The organism is Streptomonospora arabica, assembly GCF_039531585.1.
In the GTDB taxonomy this organism is placed as follows: domain Bacteria; phylum Actinomycetota; class Actinomycetes; order Streptosporangiales; family Streptosporangiaceae; genus Streptomonospora; species Streptomonospora halophila.
Window position 1 is genome coordinate 74,708 of sequence record NZ_BAAAQI010000005.1, and the last position, 22,490, is coordinate 97,197.

Sequence of the window (22,490 nt, forward strand, 5' to 3'; positions counted from 1 at the left end):
ATACTGGTGAGTAGGGCAAATCGGGCGGAAGAATATGCCCGCGGATTCACGGCAGGGGCCGCGAGTGCACCATCATTAGCGGAATGGTCGAGGTTGGACTGGCATTCGTCTGCGCCCTTGTGGCTTGGAGCGCCAGCGCGGCGCTGATCGCCCGCGGCGCCCGAAGGCCGCGGCTCTTCGCTGCGGCCTGGGGCGCCTCAGCGGTCGTGCTCGGAATCGCGCTGAGCGCGGCCTTCCCTGGTGCGCTGCTCGGCTTCAACGAAGCCACGTTCCGCATCCTGCAGATCGGCATCGGGCACCTGGGTCCGCTGCTGATCGGCTGGGGGGCCGTGGAGTACGCGGTGGGATCGGCGCGGGCGCGCTTCGGCACCCGCCTGGTGGTGACCACCCTGGGCGTCGTGCCGCTGGTGGTGCTCACCATGGACCGGCTTCGCGGCCGGTTCGACAACGACTACCCGGTCATGCGCGAGCACTACGACACCATCCCGGCGCTGGCGCTGGCCCTGGTGCACGTGTTCGCCGCGGTGGCGCTGGTGGCCTGCGCGATCGTGGTGGCCCGGAGGCTCCGCGACCAGCCCCGGCTCTCCCGGCACGAGCTGTCGGTGCTCGCACTGATGGGGCTCGCGGTGCTGCTGGAGGTCGTCGTCAGCCGCTTCGGCCTCGGTATCCTCGGGCAGCTGCTGATGCTCGGTGCTCTTGCGGCCCTGTGGGTGGGCTTCCTGCGGGCCGTCGATCCCCCGCGAGAGCGTCCCAACCGCAGGGCCCGCGGCCGCTCCCGATCGGGCCGCGGCCGCGGCGACGAACGCGGCGACGACGCCGCCGACGATGAGGAGGACGGTGTGTGGGGTAGGCGCCGGCGGCGCGGCCGCGACGAGTACGACGACGACTACGACGGCTATGACGGCTACGACGACGAGCCCTATGACGACCGGGACGCCCGCGGCGCCCCGGCGGGCCGGCAGGCCCCGGCTTCGTCGCGGCAGCAGCGCATCCTCGGCGTCATCACCATCTACACGCTGGCCGACGGCCGCGCCGACGCGTTCGACGAGGCCGCGGACGAGGTCGTCGACCAGGTCGCCCGCAATGAGCCGGACACCCTCCTCTTCGCCTGCCACACGGTGCCCAGCGCGCCGCTGCAGCGGATCGTCTACGCGATCTACCGCGACGAGCTCGCGATGGAGGAGCACGAGCAGCAGCCGCACGTGCTGGAGTTCGGCAGGCGGAGCACGGCGGCGGTGGTCGCCACCAACGTGATCGAGCTCTCGCTCGCGGGCGCCTCCGCGACCGACAACCTAGCCAGCATGCTCATGCCGCGCTAACCTCGTCGTCGTTCGGCCGGTGCCGCCCCTCGGCCCTGCCGACAGGACCGGGCCGGGCGCCTGGGTGCTTCGTCAGAATTCGCTGGGATATCCCCCTCGGGCCCGGAGCGGCGATACGCGTGAAGTACCCTTCGATCAAGTACCGAGCTTTGGGCGCCCTCCGACGCCGCCGTGGCGTGCCCGCCGGCCGGATGTCGGAGCCGGGCGGGGCGCCGGACCCAACAGGAGCGTGCTGGTAGCCCGATGCGAAAGTTCCTCGTCTTTGTGATCTTCGTGCTGATCGTGGTGGCCGTCGCCGACCGCGGCCTGCACTACGCGGCGGAGAGCGAGATCGCCTCGCGTGTCGAGCAGCAGTACGAGATGGCCTCCGAACCCGAGGTCACCATCGGCGGCTTCCCCTTCCTCACGCAGGCTGTCAGCGGCGAGTACGACGAGATCAGGATCGTCACCGGGGCGATCGTCGTCGACAGCGTCCAGCTGGAGCGCGTCAACGTCACGGCGCGCGACGTCACGGCACCGCTGTCGGACCTGATGACCCAGCCCAGCGTGGTGGCGGGCACCGCCGAGGCGAAGGTGACGCTGCCCTACAGCGAGCTACAGAAGCGCCTGCCCGAGGGCATCGTGATCGAGAACGAGAACGGAAAGCCGCGCATGTCGGGCGACCTCGCGCTGGGCCAGTACAGCACGCCGGTCTCGGCGGACCTGCAGGTCTCGGTCGAGGACGACTCCATCATGGTCACCCCCTCCAACATCGAGGTCGGCCAGACCGGGCTGGGCGGCATGGACCTCGTCGAGCAGATGCTGTCGCTCCAGGTGCCCGTCCCCGAGATGCCGTTCGGACTCGAGGTGCAGAGCATCGAGGCCCTGCCCAACGGCGTCGAGGTCATGGCGGAGGCGCGCGACGTGGAGCTCGTCGGCACCTCGCCCGCCGCCGGGTAGCCTCGTGGACGCGGGCGCACCGGGCGCCGAGACCCTGGCCGGAGCCGCCGCCCTGGCGGCGGTCCTCGTGCTGGGCACCGCCTTCGGCCTGCTGCGGCGCCGGTTCGACGGGCGCTTCCGCGCCTTCGGCGGCGCCCGCCGGGCGCGCCTCCGGCAGGCGGCGGCGCAGTCGGCATCCGGGGAGGTATCCGGCATGGACGCACGGGCGGCGAGCGGACACCCCGCAGCCGGAGGCGGAGCGGCGCAGGAGCTGACCGAGGTCGACCTGGGCGCCGGGCTCGGCAAGCGCGCGACCCTGGTGCAGTTCTCCACCGCCTTCTGCCAGCCCTGCCGCGCGACCCGGCGCGTGCTCGCCGAGGTCAGCTCCATGGTCGAGGGTGTGGCCCACGTCGAGGTCGACGCCGAGTCGCACCTGGACCTGGTCCGCCGGCTGGACATCATGCGCACGCCGACCGTGCTCGTACTCGACGCCGGAGGCCGCATCACCCAGCGGGCGGCCGGGCAGCCCCGCAAGCCCGACGTGATCGCGGCCCTGGGCGAGGCGATCCCCTAGCCCTGCGCCGCTCCCTCCGAGGGGCCGCGGCCCGGCCGCGACGGCCGGCCGCCGGCGGTGGCGCGGATGCCCAGGCCGGACGGGGGTCTGTGAGTCGACCCACCCGTGACATCCGTGTGCGCACCACGTACCATCAGGGGCGTGAGTTCTCCGACAGAGCCGTTTCTGACCAAGCGGCGCGCCGTGGACTTCTGCCACGTCGCCACCGCACTCTGTCGTGCTGTCCGCTAGAGCCGATCGCCCCCGGGCCTGATTCGGCCCGCCGCGCACGTCCGGCCGCCGGCCGCCCCTCGACTCCGCAAGCAGCAGCACTCACCCGGGTGGTAAGTCCACGATGCAGGTCGACCCGCGAGGTCAGCGCTTCACCGCCGCCATCACCACCGCAGTACTGGCGATCGTGCTGGTCACCGGAAGTGTGTGGCTGCTCGCGGCCCAGGCGCTGGTATTCGCCGCCGCCGTCGCCGCCGGTGTGCGGCGCTCGCCCTACGGCCTGCTCTACGCCTGGCTGATCCGCCCCCGGCTGGGCCCGCCGCCGGAGACCGAGGACTCGGCTCCGCCGCGCTTCGCCCAGGCGGTCGGACTGGTGTTCGCGCTGGTCGGACTGGTCGGCTACCTCGCCGTCGGCGCCTGGGTGGGCATCGCCGCGACCGCGCTCGCCCTTCTGGCCGCTTTCCTCAACGCCGCCTTCGGCCTGTGCCTGGGCTGCGAGATGTTCCTGCTGATGCGCCGGCTGACCCCGGCGGGCCGTACCCCGTGAGGCGTCCGGCACCGCACGACCGCCCCCGCGGCGAAACGAACGACCAACCGACGATTGAAGGAGGTTCCCCATGAGCCGCTCCGACGTCCTCGTGGACGCCGACTGGGTGGAGGCCCGCCTCGACGAGCCGAGCGTCGTCCTCGTTGAGGTGGACGAGGACACGTCGGCCTACGACAAGGGCCACATCCGCAACGCCGTCAAGATCGACTGGAAGACCGAGCTCCAGGACCCCGTCCGCCGCGACTTCGTGGACCGCACCGGCTTCGAGAAGCTCCTCTCCGAAAAGGGCATCTCCAACGACGACACCGTGGTGCTCTACGGCGGCAACAACAACTGGTTCGCGGCCTACGCCTACTGGTACTTCCGCCTCTACGGCCACCAGAACACCAAGCTGCTCGACGGCGGCCGCAAGAAGTGGGAACTGGACTCCCGCGAGCTGGTCGAGGAGGTCCCGCAGCGTTCCAAGACGGCCTACACCGCCAAGGAGCAGGACACCTCGATCCGCGCGTTCCGCGAAGAGGTCGTCGACGCCATCGGCAGCAAGGACCTGGTCGACGTGCGCTCGCCCGACGAGTTCGCCGGCAAGCTGCTGGCGCCGGCGCACCTGCCGCAGGAGAGCGCGCAGCGGCCGGGCCACATCCCGACCGCGCGCAACATCCCCTGGGCCAAGACCGCCAACGACGACGGCACCTTCAAGAGCGACGAGGAACTGCGCAAGCTCTACACCGAGGCCGGCGTCGACCTGAACAAGGACATCATCGCCTACTGCCGGATCGGCGAGCGCTCCTCGCACACCTGGTTCGCGCTGCACGAGCTGCTCGGACTGGACAACGTGAAGAACTACGACGGCTCCTGGACCGAGTACGGCTCGCTGGTGGGCGTGCCCGTGGAGCTGGGCGAGGCCAAGTAGCCGAGTAGCGGCCGCCACGGCCCGCCGGCCGGTCCGCGCGGCGGGCGCAGGGCACCGGCCCGGGCGCCGAACGAGCACCGGACCGGCAACGACCTAGGAGGAGACGCAGTGAGCGACAACGGATGCGGAGCGCCGGTCGGGGGAGTGGCCCTGGCCGACGCCGACGCGGGCGACCAGGCGGTCATCCAGGGCGTGGTGCGCCGTGACGGCGTGCCGCTCAGCGGCGCCTACGCGCGCCTGCTGAACAGCTCCGACGACTTCGTCGGCGAGGTGGCCACCGGCGAGGAGGGCACGTTCCGCTTCTTCGCCGCCGACGGCGCGTGGAAGGTGCGCGTGCTGGCCTCGAAGGGCTTCACCGGCGAGTACGAGGTCGACGCGGAGACCGGGAAGGTGGTCGACCTCCAGGTCGACGCCTGAGCACGGCCGCGGCCGGACGACGCGCGGACGCCGGTGCGGGCGGGGTGCATCCCCGCCGGCACCGGCGTCCGCTGCTTTCGCGCACCGTCGGCTCGCCCGAAGAGGCGGCGAGAGTCGGCGAGAGGCGGCCCGCCGGCCGGTGACGGGTGGTGGCGTCCGCGCGTCCGCCTCGTGTCCGCCGGATCGTCGGCGGGGCGGCCGGTCTCGGCGGCGGCCGGCGCCCGACCGGCCGCGCCCGCGCGCCGGGGGCGCAGCCTCCGCGCGCTCCGGCGCGGCCCGCCGGCCGCGATTCGCGGCCGGGTCGTGACAACCCGGAGACCTCCTGCCAACATCTGCGGTAGTCTCCGCACGATCTCCGCATATCCTGCGATGCCGACCCGGCCGCCCCGATGCCGGGCAGGAGGTGCTTCGAGGTGGCCGATCCCGCATCGGGACCCCATCCGACTCCGACCTACCTCGGTTGGCGCTACGAGGTGCCGGCGCCCGCCCCCGGCCCGCCGCCGCAGCGCCCCTCACCCGGCGACCGCGTCGCCCTCAGCGCGGAGTGGGTGTCGGCCCAGCGCCGTGCCGAGGCACGCACCCACCGCCCGCTGTACGCGGCCCTGGCCGTCCTGGGAGCCGTCGCCCTGCTGTGCCTGCCGCTGTGGCCGCTGCGCGTGCTGCCGGGCCTGTTCGTCCTCGTCGCCTGCCTGGCGTGCGCGGCCGTGGCGCTTCCCATCGCCGTCGCCCTGCTGCAGGGCCGCCGCGTCACGAGCGAGCGGCTGCGCGCCGAGAAGAGCCGCCTGGAGGCCGAGCGCGCCGTACGCGAACGCGACCTGCGCGAGCGCCAGGAGGAGCACGCCCGCGCCTACGCCGAGTGGCAGAGCCGCAAGCGCGTCTACGAGTCCCAGCCCCGCTGGTACGGGGTCCGCCCGCCGGACGGCACGCACACCGTCGTCGTGGCCGGGGGCGACCACACCGGCTGGTCGGCGCTGCTCACCACCGTCGGTGCCTCACTGCTGCGCGTCGGGGGCGACCTCACCGTCGTCGACCTCTCGGGGCGCGGCACCGCCGCCGAGCTGTGCTCGCTGGTCAAGCGCTCCGCCGTCATCCCGCGGGTGTGGGTGCTCCCGGCCGACCTGCAGCGGATGAACCTGGGCACCAACCTGGGGGCCGGGCAGCGGGCCCGCATCCTCGCCTCGCTGGCCTGCGCCGCCGACGCGAAGGCCGACATCGACGCCGACGAGACGCTGCTGCTGCGGCTGTTCGAGGTACTGGGCCCGCAGATCAGCGTCGCCGAGCTCATCGGCGGGCTGCGGGCGCTGAGCACCCCCTCCGACGACCCCGGGGCCGACTCCGACCCCGTCCTCGGGCCGCTCCCCGCGGACCGGCGCACCGAGCTGCGCGACCGCTGCGGCGACGACCGGGCGGTGCGCGAGCGCGCCTGGGGGCTGGAACAGCACCTGGCACCGTTCGAGGGCGTCGGCCGCCGCGCGGAGGAGGAGCCCTACGCCCAGGTGAAGGTCATCGCCACCGACCGCACGCTGGGCGACGTCTCCGCGCGCGCCTACGGCACCTACACGGTGGCCGCACTGAGCGAGCTGCTGGAGCTGCGCGCCACCCGCGCCCCGGCCGACCAGGCGCCCGCCCGCCCCTGGCAGCACACGGTGGTGGTCGCCGGCGCGGAGTCGCTGCCGGCCCACGACCTGGAGCGGCTGGGCGAGACCGCGTCCGGCGCCGGTGCGGGGCTGGTGCTGCTGTTCCGCGAGGTCGCCGAGGACGCGGAGCACTGGCTGTCCGGCGGCGGCCGCTTCCCGGTCGCGATGCGCCAGCCCAGCGCCGCCGCTGCCGCGCGGGTGCTGCCCGCGCTGCTGGAGTCCGGCGGCACGCCGCCGGCCGGTGCCGGAACGGGGCCGGAGCAGCGGGCTCCGGCACTGCGGGTCCACCGGTTGACCGAGGTCATCGGCGAGGCGCTGCTGGGCTCGGTGGCCGACGGCTACGTCGGCGACACCGCGGAGGACGTCACCGCTCCGGTCTCCATGCGCAACGCGGCCGCGTCGCTGGCGCCGCTGGACCTCGCCCGCCATGTCCGCGCGGCCACCACGTGGGGGCGCACCACGGCCCAGGCCGCCGGGATCGGCGGCGAGGCGCCGGACGAGCGGGGCGGCGCGGCCGACGCGGTCGGCGAGCACCGCGCCGACGTGCACGGGCTGCGCACCCTGCCGCCGACGGCCGTGGTGCTGCCCGGACCCGGCGGCCCCGTGCTCGCCGACGCAAACCCGGGCATCCTCACCCTGCCCGACGCCACTCTCAACACTGTCGCCGAAGCCCCCAAGGCCCCGCCGGCCGCGGCCGAGGCCGTCCCGGACGACGGCGGCACCCCGGCCGAGGACGACCCCCCGCCCAACCTGGGGCCGCCGCCCGAGCGGCTGGACTGGCGCGCGGTCTGAGGGCCGGGTGCGCGCAGGCGCGGCGGTAGCCTCCGCGGACCGCCCGGCGGGACCGCCCGCCCCGCCCCGCCCCGCCCGGCTCGGGCCGTGCCCGGCACGGGGCCGGCGCTCCGGTAGCCTGGCCGCCTCGCGCCCGGTCCGGCCGCGGACTCCGGCGTATCCGTGCGGTGGGGCAAGGGCAATAGTCTGGGACGCACCGCCTGGCGCCCAGGCGCATCGCACTCACTCTCTCTTTTCCGAACGTTGTGGGGATCATGAGCGAACTTCCCTTGCGTGCCCAACTGGCCTCGGTCCTGGGCAAGGGCGCGGCCTCGCTGTCCCGGGCCACCGGGCGCGGCGACGGCTCCGTCATCGGCGGCAAGATCGCGCTCAAGGTGGAGCCGGACCTGCTCGCCCAGCTCTCGCGCGGCCGCCGCCTCGCGCTGGTCAGCGCGACCAACGGCAAGACCACGACGACGCGGCTGATCGCGTCGGCGCTGCGGGAGCTCGGCCCCGTCGCGACCAACGAGCACGGCGCGAACATGCCCACCGGGCACATCACCGCGCTGGCGAACAGTCCCGACGCGCGCGAGGCCGTGCTGGAGGTCGACGAGAAGTACCTGCCGCAGGTGCTGAAGGCCGCCAACCCGGCGGTGGTCGTGCTGATGAACCTCAGCCGCGACCAGATGGACCGCGCGTCGGAGATCAACCTGCTGGCCAAGAAGTGGCGCGAGGCGCTGGGCCGCAGCCAGGCCCACGTCGTCGCCAACGCCGACGACCCGCTCGTCGCCTGGGCCGGCCTCGGGGCCGACTACGCCACCTGGGTCTCGGCCGGCCAGCGCTGGAAAGAGGACTCCTGGTGCTGCCCCGAGTGCGGCGGCCACCTCAAGCGCGACCCCGACCCGCACTGGGAGTGCCCGGAGTGCGGCATGCGCCGCCCCGAAGCCACCTGGTCCGTCGACAACGACGCCGACACCGTGGTCGACCCGGCCGGGCAGACCTGGCCGCTGCGGCTGAGCCTGCCGGGCGACGCCAACCGCGCCAACGCGGCGATCGCGATGGCCACCGCCGCGGCCTACGGGCTGCAGCCCGCCCAGTCCCTGCCGCGCCTGCAGGAGATCCGCTCGGTCGCCGGACGCTACACGTCCGTGGTGACCGACGGCGTCGAGGTCCGCCTGCTGCTGGCCAAGAACCCCGCCGGCTGGCTGGAGTCCTTCGCGGTCCTGGACCCGCCGCGGGTGCCGGTGATCCTCTCGGTCAACGCGCAGATTCCCGACGGCAAGGACACCTCCTGGCTGTGGGACGTCGACTACTCGGTGCTGCGCGGCCGCCGGGTGTTCGTGATGGGCGAGCGGCGCACCGACCTGGCGCTGCGCCTGGAGACCGACGAGGTCCCCTTCGAGGTCGCCGACCGTGTCAGCGACGTCGTGGCCAAGGTCAAGGCCGAGTCCCCCGACATCACCAAGATCGACGTCATCGCCAACTACACCGCCTTCCAGCAGATCCGCGCCGACTACGGCCGCGTCCAGTAGGAGCGAGAAGGGCATCTGATGAGCGACACCAGCAGCGTCCTACGCATCGTGTGGATCTACCCCGACCTGCTCAGCACCTACGGCGACCAGGGCAACGCCCTGATCCTGCGCCGGCGCGCCGAGCAGCGCGGCATCCGGACCGAGATCGTCCACGTGCACTCCAGCGACCCAGTCCCGGCCGAAGGCGACGTCTACCTGCTCGGCGGAGGCGAGGACCGCCCCCAGATCCTCGCGGCGAACCGGCTGCGCGCCGACGGCGGGCTCAAGCGCGCCGCCGAGCGCGGCGCGGCGGTGCTGGCGGTCTGCGCGGGCTACCAGATCATCGGCGAGACCTACGGGGACGACGACGACAACCCGCTGCCCGGCGTGGGCATCCTGGACATCCGCAGCGGGCGCGGCGAGTCTCGCGCGGTCGGCGAGATCGTCGCCGACGTCGCCCCCGAGCTGGGCGGCGGCCGCATCACCGGCTTCGAGAACCACCAGGGCCGCACCCGGCTGGGGCGCGGCGCCACCCCGCTGTCGCGCACCCTGACCGGCATCGGAAACGACGGCCAGACCGAGGGCGCCTACCAGGGCCAGGTGCTGGGCACCTACCTGCACGGTCCCGCCCTGCCGCGCAACCCGCAGTTGGCCGACCTCCTGCTGCGCCTGCGCGTGGGCGAACTGGCCCCGCTGCCGCCCTCCTGGGGCGAGACCCTGCACGAGGAGCGCCTGGCGGCTGCGCTGTAGCACGCGGGCGTCCCCGGCCCTCCGCCTCCGCTCCGCGGACGCGGAGGGCCGGGCGGGCCGGGGCCTCGGGCGTGTTCGGTGGGCCGCTGTGCTGCTGCGCGGCGCCCCGGCACCCCTCCCGCTGCGATCGCGTCCGTCGACCGGGGGCCCGCCCCGACTCACTCCTCGGCCGTGCGGGAGCGCCACCGGTCACTGTCGCGGCGCTCCGCGCCGGAGAAGCGGCGCTCAGCGCCTGGGGCGCGGGGACCCGCGTGCGCCGCTCGCTGCGGACGGGCCCGCCAAGCACGCCTTAGCCCAGCAGCAGAGCGAAGGCCAGCAGCACCAGCGCGACCGGCAGCACCGTGTAGCCCACGACCTCCTTGCTGCGGTCCTCGCGGATCAGCTCCTGCTCGTTGTGGGTGGAGACGATCATCGGGTCGTCCTCGCCGCCCACCAGCACGACGCCGCCGTCCTTGCGGTGCGGGGACGCGCGTACGAAGACCCGTTCGCCGGGGCGGACCACCCACTCGCGGAACGTGCAGCCGGGCGTCAGGGCGGCGGGTCCGGCCACCTTGGTGCTGGCGGTGCACACGCCCCGCTCCTCGGTGTCGAGGTGCGGCGGCGACAGCGCGTCGGTGGGCGGTACGGCGCCCTCGTCGAAGCGGTCGTGCACCAGGTCGGCGTGCTCCACCTCGATCCAGTGCGGGCGGCACAGCGCCGAGCCGGTCACGTCGTTGAGCGTGAACGGCTGGTGCGAGTGCAGGTCGAAGACCGGGGTCAGCTCCAGCCGGTCGCCGGTCTCGTCGGCGTAGTGGTGGTGGACCACCTCGACCCGGAACCAGACGCACTCGGTCTGCGAGTACGGCGAGACGAGCAGCCCTTCCGGGCCGGCCGCGGCCTCGGCCAGCACCTCGGCCCGCTCCGGGAGCGGGTCGATCTCCGCCAGCCGGCCCAGCGGGTAGTTGGGCGTGGTCTCCAGCCTGCGGCGGTGCGCACGGGCCCGCATGGCGCGCCACCACAGGTAGCCGCCGACGCCGACCAGGATCAGCGCGACCAGTTGGAGGGTTACTGCCAAGTCGTCCATTGGGTGTCCGATACGCGTCGGTGGTGAAGGAGAGGCCGGATCACCGACGGCCGAGGGCGCCGCGCACCGGATGGGCGCCGTCGGCGCTCGGTCGGCCGCCCGTCGGCACCATGCCCGCCCCCGGGTGGGCCCGCGCGGCGGTGCGCCGCGGGGCTTCCGCTGGGAATCCGCAGCAGCAGACTAATGGATCGGGGCGGCGCCCCGCCCACGGGACGCATGCCGGGGGCTCGCCCGCGGCGGCGGGGCGGTCGGCCCCGTGCCACCGGCGGAGCGCCGGTGCCGGGCGTTCAGGCCGGGCGGCGGCGCAGCCCGATGTCGGCGTTGGCGCCGGTGTCGGGCGGCACGACCACCTCCTGGGCCGCGGCGATGCCGTCGACGGTGAACTGGGCGTCGACCGGGACGGTCCGCTTGACCAGACCGAGCGCGATGGGGCCCAGCTCGTGGTGGCGCGCCGAGGAGCCGACCGCGCCCACCGACCGGCCGTCCAGCTCGACGGCGGAGCCCCGCTCGGGCAGGCGCTCGGCGGTGCCGTCCAGGTGCAGCAGCACCAGGCGCCGCGGCGGCCGGCCGAGGTTGTGCACGCGCGCGACGGTCTCCTGGCCGGGGTAGCACCCCTTCTCCAGGTGGACCGCAGGGCCGACCCAGCCCATCTCGTGCGGGATGGCGCGGTGGTCGGTGTCGAGTCCCAGCCGCGGGCGGTGGTCGGCGATCCGCGCGGCCTCGTGCGCCTGCATGCCGGCCGCGCGCACCCCCGCGTCGGCGAGCGCGGCCGCGGCCCGCTCCAGGGACTCGGCGGGCAGGAAGAGGTCGGCGCCGGAGCCGGTGCGCCGGACGGGGACCTCCTCGCCGAGATCGGGCACCAGGGAGAGCGCGGCCTCGCGGTCCGGGCCGCCCAGGGTCAGCACGGCCCGCTGGTCGCTGAGGTCCTCGACCTCCACCCGGAGCATGAACCGCATCGAGTCGAGGAACGCGGCGAGGTCGGCGCCGGCGCCCGGTTCGGTGTGCATCCACACGGACGCGCCGTCTTCGAGTACGGACAGGTGGAAGCGGATGTGGCCCTTGGTGTCGAGCACCAGCGCCTCGGTGGCCGTTCCGGGGGCGGCGCCGGTGAGGTGCTGGCTGGTGAGGTCGTTCAGCCAGCTCAGCCGGTCGGGACCGCTCACCCGGACGACGTCGCGGTTCCCGCGGTCGACCCAGGCGGCGCTGCGGTCCAGCGCCCGGCCTTCCTGGACCGGCTCGCCGTAGTGGGCGGCGACATCGGAGTCGGGCGAGGCGGCGGCGACGGCACCGGGACGCGTCAGCAGCGGCGAAGTCATACCTCCGATGGTATGCGCCCGCACCGCCGCCCCGCAGGGCGGCGCCGGAGCGAAAGGGCCGATCGGCGAGCGGGATCGGGTACCGCAGGGGGAGAGCGGAGGGCCGTGCGGGCTCCGGCGGAGACCGCCCGGGAACCGGGCACGGGACCCATACGGCGCAGAAAAAACCGTTTGCCCCCTTCTTCCCGTGCGCCGTAGTGTCGAAGGCACGCAGGAAAGGAGGTGGTCCGAACAGTGAAGACGTTTGGGACTTGCGAGGTGTCCGCCCGCTAGGGCGTGACAAGGATCGAATCGCCCTAGCGAATCCACGGTGGACACCCAGATCCCCGGGTCGCCGGACCTTGTCCAGTCGGCGCGGCCCCGCCCTCGCGGCGGAGGCCACCCCGGGGATCCGCCCTGTCGGGACACCGGTGGGCACCCGCGGGCACCCGCGGCCCGCAGCGTCGGAGGCCGCGGCGGCGGATCGCCGAGCGCGCGGTGCGCACCGCACCCGAACGAGCGCCCTTCCCGCCCGGCCCGCGTCGCCCGTGCGGCGAACCAGCCCCCCGGTGCGCGCAGCCGACCGGAGCGGGCTCATGCGGTGGTTGCGGCGCGGTTGCACGACCCCGGCTTCGGTGGCGGCGGGCCCGTTTGCCGCCTCCTGGGGGTTGGCGCAGATGTCGCAGTCCACACCGGGACCACAAGGCCCTCTTCTTGCTCAACCGCTGCTGCAGGCGTGTCGGCTGTCACCGACGTGCCGGGACATCACGCCTGCTATGTAGGGCCTTCCTGCCAAGTGAGCAGCGGTGGCCGGCGGTGACGAATGGGGATCGCCGTCTCCGGGGATTCCGCTGCCGGACAACCCGGCCCCTTCTTCGGCAGGGGCCGACCCGGGTTGCGCTGGTCCGGTGGTCAGGGTGGAGCCCCCGAGCGCAGCGAGGGACGAACGACCGCGACCGCCGGGGGAAGCCGCGACCATCGGGCTGGCGAAGAGGAGCCGCGGCAGCGGGGGCGGTAGGGGACCGCTGGGAGGCCCGGGCGCGGCCCGCGTGTCGTAAACGAGCGTGCTCAGACTGATGTGCGCGGGTCGGCTACCGCAGGACGGAGTGTTCGGCGGGAACCGTAGGAACTACCGCCCTGGTTCCGCCTGGTCGGCAGTCCGCGGCGACGTGCGGGCGGCGCTCCGGCCTTCACCCGAATCCCCCCGGCACACCGCCTAGCTCACCTGCTTGAGCTGCGCGGACATGAACGAGCGCAGGTCGTGCCCGCGCGCCGCCATGTCCCACGCGTAGCCCAGGGTTTCGCGCTGCTCGCCGAAGAGGCCGTAGAGCCGCTTGCCCGCGGTCACCCGCTCGCCGGTCTCCGTGCTCAGCACCGCGTCGGTGGTCAGCTCCACCCTGCTGGCGAAGACCGTGCCGAGGTACATCTCGGTGTAGCCCTCCGGGTGGGTGATGAGCGCCTCGACGTGGATCGAGGGCGTGTCCGGGGCGGGCTCCTCGGCGGGGCCGGGGCGGCAGCGCCAGTACCCGGTCTCCGAGGTCCACAGCTCGTCCAGCGAGCCGTCGGCGGTGAGCCGCCACACACGGCTGCGGTAGCCGAGGAAGGGCCCGCCGTCGTGGCTGAACTCGACCTCCTGGCCGAACTGGAACTCGTCCATGTCGGCGTAGCCCGTGACGCCCACGCCCTCCCAGCGGCCGATCAGGAAGGACAGCTTCTCAAGATCCCGGTGCACCTCTGACTGCATGGTCTCCGAGCGTAGCCGCTCGCGGCGGCCGCGACGCACCTGTGCGGCCCGCCGGGTGACACCGCGTGTTCGCCGCGGATGGCCCGTAATCCAGCTGTTATTCACGGCGCGGCCTCTCCGGTCGGGTATCACGGAGTTCACGTCGCTCGCACGAGAGTGGAGAGTGCGGTTACGCCCGTCGCTGCGGCGATCGGGCGTGTCCGCTCCTACCGCCGAACCTGGTAGAGAAGATGCCAGCGCCGCGGCGCCGCACGAGGCGGCAGCCACGCGGCCGATCCCACCGACTTAGCGAAGAGAGGCGGCCTGGAATGCTGGTCATCGGGGTGGCCCTCCTTCTCGGCGCGGCGGTCCTCGCGCCGCTGGCCGTCCGCGCGCTGCGCCGCTGGCTCGCCCGGCGCGCCGACGACGACGTCCGCCCGCGCGCGCTGGCCGCCAGGGCCGGCGGCGAAGTGAGCGTCACGGGTGTGGCGGTGCCCGGCCCCGCGGGCGCCGTCGAGTCCCGGCTGGCCCGCAAGGACTGCGTCTGGCACGGCCACGAGGTGCTGCGCCACTACTGGTCGCTGACCGAGGACTCCGCCACCGGTGAGCGGGTGCGGGTGCGCGCATGCGACTCCATCGCCGACTACGGCGCCTCCGACGTCTTCGGCATCGCCGGGAGCGCCGGCGCCGGCCGCGGCCGGCAGCCGGTGCTGGTCGACCCCGAGGACGCGGCGCTCTCCGGCGCCGACCTGTGCCTGAAGCGGGTGGTGGGCCGCCCTCAGCGCGGTGTGCCGGCGCCCGCCGACGATCTGCTGCCGCGTGTGAAAGGCCGCATCTCCGGCCTGTTCCGCGGCGAGACCATCGAGTTCGAGTACCGCGAGTGGATCCTGCGCCCGGGCGACCCCATCACCGTGCACGGCTACGTGGAGCTGCGTGACGGCCGCCCGTGCATCACCGCGCCGCCCGACGGGCGGCTGCGCATCGAGCACGGCGGCGGCCCCGCCGGAGATGGCCCCGAGCGGCCCGCCGGCGCCGGTGCGCTGCTGCTCGGCGGCGGCACCGTGGTCTCGGCCTGCGCGGGTCTGCTGCTGATGCTCGCCTGGGCCGCCTGAGGCGGGGAACGCGGCACCGGAGCCCGGGCGGCAGGGCCGTTCGCGGCCGCTACGCTGGCCGCATGAACCGCACATTGGTGATCAAGGCCACCTCCGGGGAGGATGCACCCGAACGCTGCAACCAGGCGTTCACCGTCGCCGCGGCCGCCGCGGCCAGCGGCGTCGAGGTCTCGCTCTGGCTCACCGGCGAGGCCGCCTGGTACGCGGTTCCCGGCCGCGCCGAGTCCTTCTCGCTGCCGCACGCCGCGCCGCTGTCGGACCTGCTCCAGGGCGTGCTGGCCGCGGGCCGGGTCACGGTCTGCACCCAGTGCGCGGCCCGGCGCGACCTCGCCGAGGGCGACCTGATCGAGGGCGTCCGCATCGCCGGCGCCCCCGCCTTCGTCGAGGAGGCCCTCCGGGAGGGCGCGCAGGCGCTGGTCTACTAGCGGTCCGCTCCCCGCCGGCACCGGCACCGGCACCGGCACCGGCACCGGCCCGGCGCCGCGCCCCGGCACCGCTCCCGCCGCGTTCTCGCCAGTCGGCGCGGGACCCGCCCCGACTCCTTCCCCGGCCGTGCGGGAGCGGCACCGGCTCCCTATCGCAGCGCCCGCGCCGGAAGAACGGCGCTTCGCGCCTGGGCGGGGGCGCACCCGCGTGCGCCTGCCCGCTGCGGACGGACCCGGCAACCACGCTTAAGGCGCCTTCCCGCCGGCACCGTGCCGCGCCCCGGCACGCACGCGGCCCCCTCCGCGGCGCGGTGCGCGAAGGGGGCCGGTGTCAGGCGCCGAACGGCGGAGCTACTTCCTGCCCTGGTTCTTCACGGCCTCGATGGCCTCCTTGGCGGCCTCGGGGTCGAGGTACTCGCCGCCCTGCTTGCGCGGCGTGAAGTCGTCGTTGAGCTCGTAGACCAGCGGGATGCCGGTGGGGATGTTCAGCCCGGCGATCGTCTCGGCGTCGATGCCGTCCAGGTGCTTGACCAGCGCGCGCAGCGAGTTGCCGTGTGCGGCGACGAGCACGGTGCGGTCGTCGGCCAGGTCGGGGACGATCGTGTCGTACCAGTAGGGCAGCATCCGGTCCACGACGTCGGCGAGGCACTCGGTGCGCGGCATCAGCTCGGACGGAAGCCGGCCGTAGCGGCGGTCGCCGACCTGCGAGTACTCGTCGTCGTCCGCGATCGGCGGCGGCGGGGTGTCGTAGGAGCGGCGCCAGATCGCGAACTGCTCCTCGCCGTACTTCTCCCGGGTCTGAGCCTTGTTCTTGCCCTGCAGCGCGCCGTAGTGGCGCTCGTTGAGCCGCCAGGAGCGCCGCACCGGAAGCCAGGTGAGATCGGCCTCGTCGAGCGCGAGGTTGGCCGTGCGGACGGCGCGCTTGAGGACCGAGGTGTGCACGATGCCGGGGCGCAGGTCGGCGTCGCGCAGCAGCGCGCCGCCCCTGCGCGCCTCCTGTTCGCCGGTGGCCGAGAGGTCGACGTCCACCCAACCGGTGAACAGCCCTTCGGCGTTCCAGACGCTTTCGCCGTGTCGCAGTAGAACCAGAGTCGCCATGGCAGCCAGCCTAGCGACTCCGCCTCTGCGGACGCGCCCTCGGGAAGGCAGTGGTCCAGACCAATCGGCGGGGAATTCGGGTCAGCCCGCGGGGCTGCCGTCCTCCTCCACCAGGTGGCGGAAGGCCTGGAGGTTGCGCATGCTGTAGCCGCGCCGGTAGCGCCACTCCCACTCCTTGCGGATGGAGGAGGCGAAGCCGCGCTCCAGCGCGGCGTTGAAGTTCTCGTCGGAGTAGGTCAGCACGCACCCCAGCAGCCGGTCCACCTCCTCCGGGGTGACCCCGGCGAGCGGCAGCCGGCCCACGATGTAGACGTCGCCGGCCTCGTCGGCGGAGAACGCCATCCCGTACATGCCGTCGTTCTTCTGCAGCAGCCAGCGGTAGAACCCGCCCTGGTTCTCGTCCGGGTGGCGGCAGAAGAACGTCTTCACCAGCAGGCTGTGCTCGCCCACGCTCAGCCACACCACCGTCTTGAGCTTGCGCTGCCCGGGCAGGGCGACGACGAACGACTCCGCGTCCGGGCGCTCGGCGTCGAGCCCGGACTCCTGAAGCGCGGTCTCCACGGCGGCGACGGCGTCGGCTCTGGCTCGGCTTGACATGTCGGGGTGACCTTCCCTCCCTGGTGCCGCTCGGTCGTGATGCGCGTGCCGCGTGCCCCGCGCTCCGGCCGCGGCGGCCGGGACTCCGGCGGTCGCGGCGGGCCCGGCGCCCCGCGGCGCTACTGGCCCGAGGCCACCGGCAGCCGCTCCTCGACCAGGGTCCCACGGTAGACGTCCAGCAGCCCGTCCACCGTCGCCTCCCAGCCGAGTCCGGCGGCGTGGGTCACGGCGGCCGCGCCCAGCGCGTCGCGCCGGGCGGGCTCGCGGATCAGCCGCTCCAGTACGCGCGCGTACTCGGCCGGGTCGTGGCCGTCGACGAGCACGCCGGAGACGTCGTCGCGCACCGCCGTGGGCAGCCCGCCCACGCGCGCCGCGACGACGGGGGTGCCGCAGGCCTCGGACTCCACGGCGACGAGGCCGAAGGACTCGGAGTAGGACGGCACCACCGTGGCGGTGGCCGCACGGTAGAAGGACACCAGCTCGGCCCGCGAGCGCGGCGGCTCCCAGCGCACGATGTCGGCGATGCCCAGCGACCGCGCCAGCTCCGCCAGGCGGCGCGGCTGGGCGTAGTCGGACCCCGACAGCCCGCCGACGACGGCCACCACCAGCCGCCCGCGCAGCGACGGGTCGCGTTCCAGCAGCGCGGCGGCCGAGCGCAGCAGCACGTCGGGCGCCTTGAGCCGCTGCACCCGGCCCACGAACAGCAGCATCTCGGTGTCCTCGGCGAGCCCGATCTCGCGCAGGGCGTCCCGCCGGGAGCCGGGGCTGAACACGTCCAGGTCGACGCCGGGCGGCACGGTGCTCACCCGGAAGGGGTCGGCTCCGTAGTGCTCGACGAGCTGGCCGGCCTCGACGGCGGTGTTGGCCACCAGGTGGTCGGCGTTGCGCACCAGGTGCTCCTCGCCGCGTACCCGGTACTCCGGCTCTGCGGCGTCGCCCTTGGCCAGGGCGAGGTTCTTCACCTTGGCCAGGGTGTGCATCGATTGCACCAGCGGCACGCCCCAGCGCTGCGCGGCGGCCAGGCCCGCGCGGCCCGAGAGCCAGTAATGGCCGTGCACGAGTCCGTAGTGGTCCGGCTCGTTGTCGGCCTCGGCCTGCAGCACGCCGAAGATGAAGGGGCACAGGTAGTGCGCCAGGGCCGACTTGTCCAGCGCGCCGTAGGGGCCGGCCGGGATGTGCCGGACCGTGACGCCGGGCAGCATCTCCACGACCGGGGGCTGGTCGGGGCGGGTGGCCCGGGTGAAGACGTCGGTGGCGACGCCGCGGGCGGCCAGGCGCTTGGCGACCTCGACGGTGTAGACGTTCAGGCCGCCGGCGTCGCCGCTGCCGGGCTGCTCCAAGGGTGAGGTGTGCAGGCTGATCGACGCGATTCTGCGTGGCAGCGGGCCGCCGCCGACCCGCCCGCGGTCCGGGGGACCGGGAGCCGGGAAGCGCTGTGCGGGTCCTTTCTCAAGCGCGTCAGGGCTGTCCGCCACCACTGCTTCGTCCCTTCCGGTGCTGTCCGTTGGCCTGCCCGTGGGCCCGGTGGAACGGGTCGGCCCGTGTCCGGCGCGTACGCCGTTCACGGCCGCACATCTCCTCCACTCAACAGGGGGCGGGCGCACAGTGTTCCATCATGGCCGCGCAGGGTCGGCGCTCCGGCACCCGGGGTGGACTTTCGCACCGCCGGCGCAGCGAGGCGCGCCTCGCTGCGCCGGCGCGCGGCGCGCGGCGCGCGCGTGGACGCGGGTCCGCGGGGCCGCTGGGTGGCGGGCCGCCCGCGGGCGCCGCGGAGCGGCCGGCGCGAACGCCGCGCGGGCTCAGCCGCCTTTCGCGGCGGAGGCGGTCCAGCCCTCGACCAGGAAGTCCACGGCCCGCGGGAAGGTCGGCACCCAGGTCTCCCAGCTGTGGCCGCCCTCGGGGTGCATGGTCTGCACGCTCATGTCGTTCTTGCGCAGCAGCTTGGCGAAGCGCTCGGCCTCTCCGTGGATGCTGCCGGTCTGCAGGGGGGTGTGGTCGTCCTTGCCCTCGACGAGCATGAACCGGATGTCCTCGACCCCGGGCTCGTCGAGGAGCCGGTCGGGCGCGTGGGCGCCGGGGTTGTCGCCGAAGGTGTCGCTGGGGTCGTCGACCTTGAAGTAGCCGGCCCAGCTGACGGCCTGGGCGTAGGTGTCGGGGTGGCGCAGCGGCAGCGCGGCCGCGCCGTAGCCGCCCATCGAGAAACCGCCGAGCGCGCGCAGCCGGCGCGGGCGGGTGTTTTCGCCCTCGACCGCCTTGATCGCCTTTTCGGTGACGAACGTCTCGATCGCGAAGTCGCCGTCGGCGGCGTCGCCCCACTCGGTGTCACTGCCCCCGACCTCCTGGCCGAAGGGCGCCGCGACGACGAACTCCACGCCGGTGCGGCACATCTGCTCGTCCAGCGCCTCGCCGACCCCGGCGTCGCGGACGTCGAGGTGGGTGGTGGTGGAGCCGTGCAGCAGGTACAGCACGGGCAGGTCGTCGCTGTCGGGGCCCGGCGGCCGCCGCACCCAGATGGGGCGCTTGCCGTCGGGGGCGCCCTTGTCGGGGACCTTGATGATCTCGTTCGTGCCGGCCTTGTCGCAGGACGCGACCTCGCCGGGGCGCGGGTGCACCGCCGAGTCGGCGCCCGGCAGCATCGCGGCTCCGGCGGCCTGGGCGGCCGCACCGCCGGGCTGGGGCATCTCGTCCCGGACCGCCGCGAGCGTGCCCGCCGTGGCTACGACGAGTGAGGACGCGACGAGAACCGCGGTCCGGCGGGAAAGGGTCGTGAACACACCGAGATCCTAAAGGGCGAGGTCAAGAGGCAGGTCCGGAAGTCGGTTCGAGCGCTCGGGCGAAGGCCTCGTACGCGTCCCGACTGAAGAGGACGAACCGGACCTCACTCAATGTATTCGACGATGCAGGCGAGAATGCGAGGGTCGACCGCACGGCGATGTCGGCGGCGCTGTCCATGGGCCAGCCGTAGACGCCGGCGGAGACGGCGGGAAACGCGACCACGGCGGCGTTCAGCTCCTCCGCGACCTCCAGGCTGCGGCGGTAGCAGGACGCGAGGGTGCTGGAGCGGTCCTCCGACGCGCTGTAGACCGGCCCGACGGTGTGGATCACCCACGTGGCGGGCATTCTGCCCGCGGTGGTCGCCACAGCGTCGCCCGCCGGCAGGCCGTCGGGATGAGACGTGTCACGCAGCCGCCGGCACTCCCGGAGGATCTCGGGCCCGCCCGCGCGGTGGATCGCCCCGTCGACCCCGCCCCCGCCCATCAGCGAGGAGTTCGCCGCGTTCACGACCGCGTCCACCCGCTGCTCGGTGATGTCGCCCTGGACCAGCGTGATGTCCATCCCGACTCCGTTCTCCCGTCGCCTCGTGCGGCCCTGCCTCCCTTCCCTGCTTCCCCGCTGCGGCGCCCGCCGCACATCAGACCGCGCCGGAACTCCTGCCCATCCCCGTCCCGGAGGGATACCCTCTCCCCAACGACCACTCGGCCCAGGGGGAGTCATGACGGAGCAGTACAGCGAGGACCCGGACGCGGCCCTCATTCCCCGTCCCGCCGCCACGCCCGAGGTATTGCGCAGAGCGGTCTCCAGGATCACGCCGTCCCGGGTGAAGGAGTTCGACCGCCAGCTCGTGGAAGCCAGCACCGAGGCGCAGGAGCAGCAGCAGCTCGGGCCGCTGCACGTCTTCTGCTACAGGTGGGTCCGCTTCGTCGAGATAGAGCGTCGTCCGGCCACGGCCCGCCGTCTGGCCGAGTTGGAGCACATCGTCGACACCGGCCACCCCGACACGGACAGCGCGGTGAAGGAGATCAGCCGCATCCTGAGCGACGTCGATGCGGCACTGGGCCGGTGAGCGAATGGACGTGGGGTTTCGAGCCGCCTGACCGGGGAGACCACCTGCCTGCGGGCGTCCTGGCCGAGATCGAACGGCTTGCGGACGAGCTCGCTTCCATGGGAGGCGAGGCGGCCGCAGCCGGAGTTCCGACCGCGCGCGGCCGAGTGCTGCGCGACCTCCCGCTCGCCGGCGGCCGCGGATTCTTCACCTTCATGCCCGTCGAGCATCGGCGGGAGATCGTGGTCGTGAGTGTGACCCTGTGGAGTTGATCCGCTCCTGCGTGCGGTGGTGCGGAAGCTCGTGCGGTGCGGGAACGGCTGCGTCGTGAAGGGGGTATCCCCATCGCCGAATCCGGGTAAAACTGGGCGCAGCGGGCCGGAAGGCGGGTCGCGACGGCGTGTAGTACTACCGGGAGTAGACTCAGAGTCATGAATCGGCTCGGCGATCTCGAACGCGCGGTGATGGATGTACTGTGGCAGCGGAACGAGCCTTTGACGGTCCGCGATGTGGGCCGTGCTCTGGCCGACCGCGACCTCGCTCACACCACCGTCATGACCGTGCTCGACCGGCTCGCGAAGAAGGGCGTCGTGGCGCGGGACCGCGAAGGGCGCGCATGGCGCTACCGTCCCGCCGCCAGTCGCGAGAACTACGTCTCGGAACTCATGATCGACGCCCTCGGCGAGACCGGCGACCGCGACGCCGCCCTTGCGGCGTTCGTGAGGTCCATGAACGGCAGTGAGGCCGAGGCGCTCCGGCGCGCTCTAGAGGAAAACGACGAGCCGAGGACGTAGCCGAATGGTGAGTGCCGCACTGCTCAGCGCCATCGCAGTCAGCTGCTTCGCCGCGGCGGCACGGCTCCGTCGGGCCTCGTGGCCTCGCCGGGGGCCCTATGTGGCTGTCATCGTCTGGCAGGTGCTCGGTCTGGCCTGGGGATTCTCCACCATCGGGGCGCTGCTCGCCTTCGGGCTCGCGCCCTACGGCCGCGGCGTCGTGGGCGGGCTGCTCGCGCTCGCTGAGGACGCGGGCACCCACAACCTCTACCTCTCCGAGATCGCCGGAACCACCCTGGGCGCGACCCAGGTCGGAGCGGTCATCCTGGCCGTCAGCCTCACGCTTCTGCTGTTCACCGGTCTGACGGCCTCCTTCGTGCAGGTGCTGCGCGTGCGGCGCCGCCACCACGACCTGCTCGGACTGGTCGCCCACGACGACCCCGAGGTTCCCGGCGCCCGCATCCTGGACCACCCCGCGGCCGCCGCCTACTGCCTGCCCGGGGTGCTGCGCTCGGAGGTCGTCATCAGCGCGGGCGCGCTGGAGGTGCTCGACCGCAGCGAGCTCGCGGCCGTCATCGCACACGAGCACGCCCACCTGCGCCAGCGCCACGACCTGGTGCTGCTCCCGTTCTCCTCGCTCAAGCGCGCGTTCCCGCACGTGCGCATGGTCGAGGTCTACTACCGCGCCGTCGCGCTGCTGATCGAGATGTGCGCCGACGACCAGGCCCGGCGCGAGCGCTCACCCAAGGAGCTGGCCATGGCGCTGCTGCGCTTCGGCGCCTCGGGGACCTCGCCGGTGCCCGCGGGGGCCCTGGCGGTGACCTCCGACGAGCCCGAGGTCCTCACCCGCGTCTCCCGGCTGCTGAACCCGGTCCAGCAGCTCACCCGCCGCCAGACCACCGCTGTGCTCAGCGCCGCCGTCGCGCTGCTGGGCACCATCACGGTGCTGTGGAGCCTGCCCCTGTAGGCGCGCCCTTCCCACCCCCTCCACCCGCCGAGCCACCCGTCGAGAGGCCG

23 protein-coding genes are annotated in these 22,490 nt (G+C 73.7%); 15 read left to right on the forward strand and 8 right to left on the reverse strand.

Annotation, left to right across the window (positions count from 1 at the left end):
* Positions 1–83: 83 nt before the first annotated feature.
* The 9 genes from ABD284_RS10535 (at position 84) to ABD284_RS10575 (ending at position 9,564) form a co-directional block, all read left to right on the forward strand.
* Positions 84–1,319, forward strand: a complete 1,236-nt coding sequence (locus tag ABD284_RS10535; RefSeq protein ID WP_344142553.1) for a putative quinol monooxygenase — start codon at positions 84–86, stop codon at positions 1,317–1,319.
* A gap of 243 nt (positions 1,320–1,562) precedes the next feature.
* On the forward strand, positions 1,563–2,258 hold the full coding sequence (locus ABD284_RS10540) for an LmeA family phospholipid-binding protein (RefSeq protein ID WP_344142555.1): 696 nt from the start codon (positions 1,563–1,565) through the stop codon (positions 2,256–2,258).
* Between the two features lie 4 nt (positions 2,259–2,262).
* Entirely contained in the window at positions 2,263–2,811 is a 549-nt protein-coding gene (locus tag ABD284_RS25780) for a TlpA family protein disulfide reductase (RefSeq protein WP_386698742.1), read from the forward strand.
* Between the two features lie 334 nt (positions 2,812–3,145).
* Positions 3,146–3,568: a DUF4395 domain-containing protein gene (locus ABD284_RS10550; RefSeq protein WP_344142557.1), complete on the forward strand. Its 423-nt coding sequence runs from the start codon at positions 3,146–3,148 to the stop codon at positions 3,566–3,568.
* Positions 3,569–3,638: 70 nt separating this feature from the next.
* Positions 3,639–4,478, forward strand: a complete 840-nt coding sequence (locus tag ABD284_RS10555; protein WP_344142559.1) for a sulfurtransferase — start codon at positions 3,639–3,641, stop codon at positions 4,476–4,478.
* Positions 4,479–4,586: 108 nt separating this feature from the next.
* Positions 4,587–4,895, forward strand: a complete 309-nt coding sequence (locus ABD284_RS10560) for a DUF1416 domain-containing protein (RefSeq protein ID WP_344142561.1) — start codon at positions 4,587–4,589, stop codon at positions 4,893–4,895.
* A 413-nt stretch (positions 4,896–5,308) separates the two neighbouring features.
* Complete coding sequence (locus tag ABD284_RS10565; protein WP_344142562.1) at positions 5,309–7,324, forward strand: hypothetical protein; 2,016 nt, start codon at positions 5,309–5,311, stop codon at positions 7,322–7,324.
* 254 nt (positions 7,325–7,578) lie between these two features.
* The gene (locus tag ABD284_RS10570) at positions 7,579–8,835 is read left to right on the forward strand and encodes a MurT ligase domain-containing protein (RefSeq protein WP_344142563.1); all 1,257 of its coding nucleotides are present in this window, start codon (positions 7,579–7,581) and stop codon (positions 8,833–8,835) included.
* An 18-nt stretch (positions 8,836–8,853) separates the two neighbouring features.
* Complete coding sequence (locus ABD284_RS10575) at positions 8,854–9,564, forward strand: type 1 glutamine amidotransferase (RefSeq protein WP_344142565.1); 711 nt, start codon at positions 8,854–8,856, stop codon at positions 9,562–9,564.
* A 289-nt stretch (positions 9,565–9,853) separates the two neighbouring features.
* Here ABD284_RS10575 and ABD284_RS10580 read toward each other — a convergent pair whose 3' ends face one another.
* The 3 genes from ABD284_RS10580 to ABD284_RS10590 form a co-directional block, all read right to left on the reverse strand.
* On the reverse strand, positions 9,854–10,627 hold the full coding sequence (locus tag ABD284_RS10580; RefSeq protein WP_344142566.1) for a GIDE domain-containing protein: 774 nt from the start codon (positions 10,625–10,627) through the stop codon (positions 9,854–9,856).
* A gap of 287 nt (positions 10,628–10,914) precedes the next feature.
* Entirely contained in the window at positions 10,915–11,943 is a 1,029-nt protein-coding gene (ygfZ, locus tag ABD284_RS10585) for a CAF17-like 4Fe-4S cluster assembly/insertion protein YgfZ (RefSeq protein WP_344142568.1), read from the reverse strand.
* Positions 11,944–13,138: 1,195 nt separating this feature from the next.
* Positions 13,139–13,666, reverse strand: coding sequence for a nitrobindin family protein (locus ABD284_RS10590; RefSeq protein WP_344142569.1), 528 nt, complete (start codon positions 13,664–13,666; stop codon positions 13,139–13,141).
* A gap of 308 nt (positions 13,667–13,974) precedes the next feature.
* Between ABD284_RS10590 and ABD284_RS10595 the strand changes: the two genes are divergently transcribed.
* Together ABD284_RS10595 and ABD284_RS10600 are read left to right on the forward strand one after the other, a co-directional pair.
* Positions 13,975–14,757 (forward strand): GIDE domain-containing protein, encoded by a 783-nt coding sequence (locus tag ABD284_RS10595; RefSeq protein WP_344142570.1) that lies wholly within the window; start codon positions 13,975–13,977, stop codon positions 14,755–14,757.
* Between the two features lie 62 nt (positions 14,758–14,819).
* On the forward strand, positions 14,820–15,182 hold the full coding sequence (locus ABD284_RS10600) for a DsrE family protein (protein ID WP_344142571.1): 363 nt from the start codon (positions 14,820–14,822) through the stop codon (positions 15,180–15,182).
* 351 nt (positions 15,183–15,533) lie between these two features.
* Here ABD284_RS10600 and ABD284_RS10605 read toward each other — a convergent pair whose 3' ends face one another.
* The 5 genes from ABD284_RS10605 to ABD284_RS10625 form a co-directional block, all read right to left on the reverse strand.
* Positions 15,534–16,280 (reverse strand): phosphoglyceromutase, encoded by a 747-nt coding sequence (locus ABD284_RS10605; protein WP_344142573.1) that lies wholly within the window; start codon positions 16,278–16,280, stop codon positions 15,534–15,536.
* Between the two features lie 81 nt (positions 16,281–16,361).
* Positions 16,362–16,877 (reverse strand): YbjN domain-containing protein, encoded by a 516-nt coding sequence (locus ABD284_RS10610; RefSeq protein WP_344142574.1) that lies wholly within the window; start codon positions 16,875–16,877, stop codon positions 16,362–16,364.
* A 119-nt stretch (positions 16,878–16,996) separates the two neighbouring features.
* A complete protein-coding gene (gene mshA / locus ABD284_RS10615) occupies positions 16,997–18,259 on the reverse strand; it encodes a D-inositol-3-phosphate glycosyltransferase (RefSeq protein ID WP_344142830.1) in 1,263 nt (420 codons plus the stop codon).
* A 417-nt stretch (positions 18,260–18,676) separates the two neighbouring features.
* On the reverse strand, positions 18,677–19,651 hold the full coding sequence (locus tag ABD284_RS10620) for an alpha/beta hydrolase (RefSeq protein WP_344142575.1): 975 nt from the start codon (positions 19,649–19,651) through the stop codon (positions 18,677–18,679).
* A 22-nt stretch (positions 19,652–19,673) separates the two neighbouring features.
* A complete protein-coding gene (locus ABD284_RS10625) occupies positions 19,674–20,213 on the reverse strand; it encodes an O-acetyl-ADP-ribose deacetylase (protein ID WP_344142576.1) in 540 nt (179 codons plus the stop codon).
* 157 nt (positions 20,214–20,370) lie between these two features.
* Between ABD284_RS10625 and ABD284_RS10630 the strand changes: the two genes are divergently transcribed.
* From ABD284_RS10630 to ABD284_RS10645, 4 genes are all read left to right on the forward strand, one after another.
* Positions 20,371–20,721 (forward strand): DUF6247 family protein, encoded by a 351-nt coding sequence (locus tag ABD284_RS10630; RefSeq protein ID WP_344142578.1) that lies wholly within the window; start codon positions 20,371–20,373, stop codon positions 20,719–20,721.
* Positions 20,718–20,972, forward strand: coding sequence for a hypothetical protein (locus ABD284_RS10635; RefSeq protein WP_344142580.1), 255 nt, complete (start codon positions 20,718–20,720; stop codon positions 20,970–20,972). The genes ABD284_RS10630 and ABD284_RS10635 overlap by 4 nt, the downstream gene beginning before the upstream one ends.
* Positions 20,973–21,131: 159 nt before the next feature.
* Positions 21,132–21,494, forward strand: coding sequence for a BlaI/MecI/CopY family transcriptional regulator (locus ABD284_RS10640; RefSeq protein ID WP_344142582.1), 363 nt, complete (start codon positions 21,132–21,134; stop codon positions 21,492–21,494).
* Positions 21,495–21,498: 4 nt separating this feature from the next.
* Positions 21,499–22,440: a M56 family metallopeptidase gene (locus tag ABD284_RS10645; protein WP_344142583.1), complete on the forward strand. Its 942-nt coding sequence runs from the start codon at positions 21,499–21,501 to the stop codon at positions 22,438–22,440.
* Positions 22,441–22,490 lie beyond the last annotated feature (50 nt).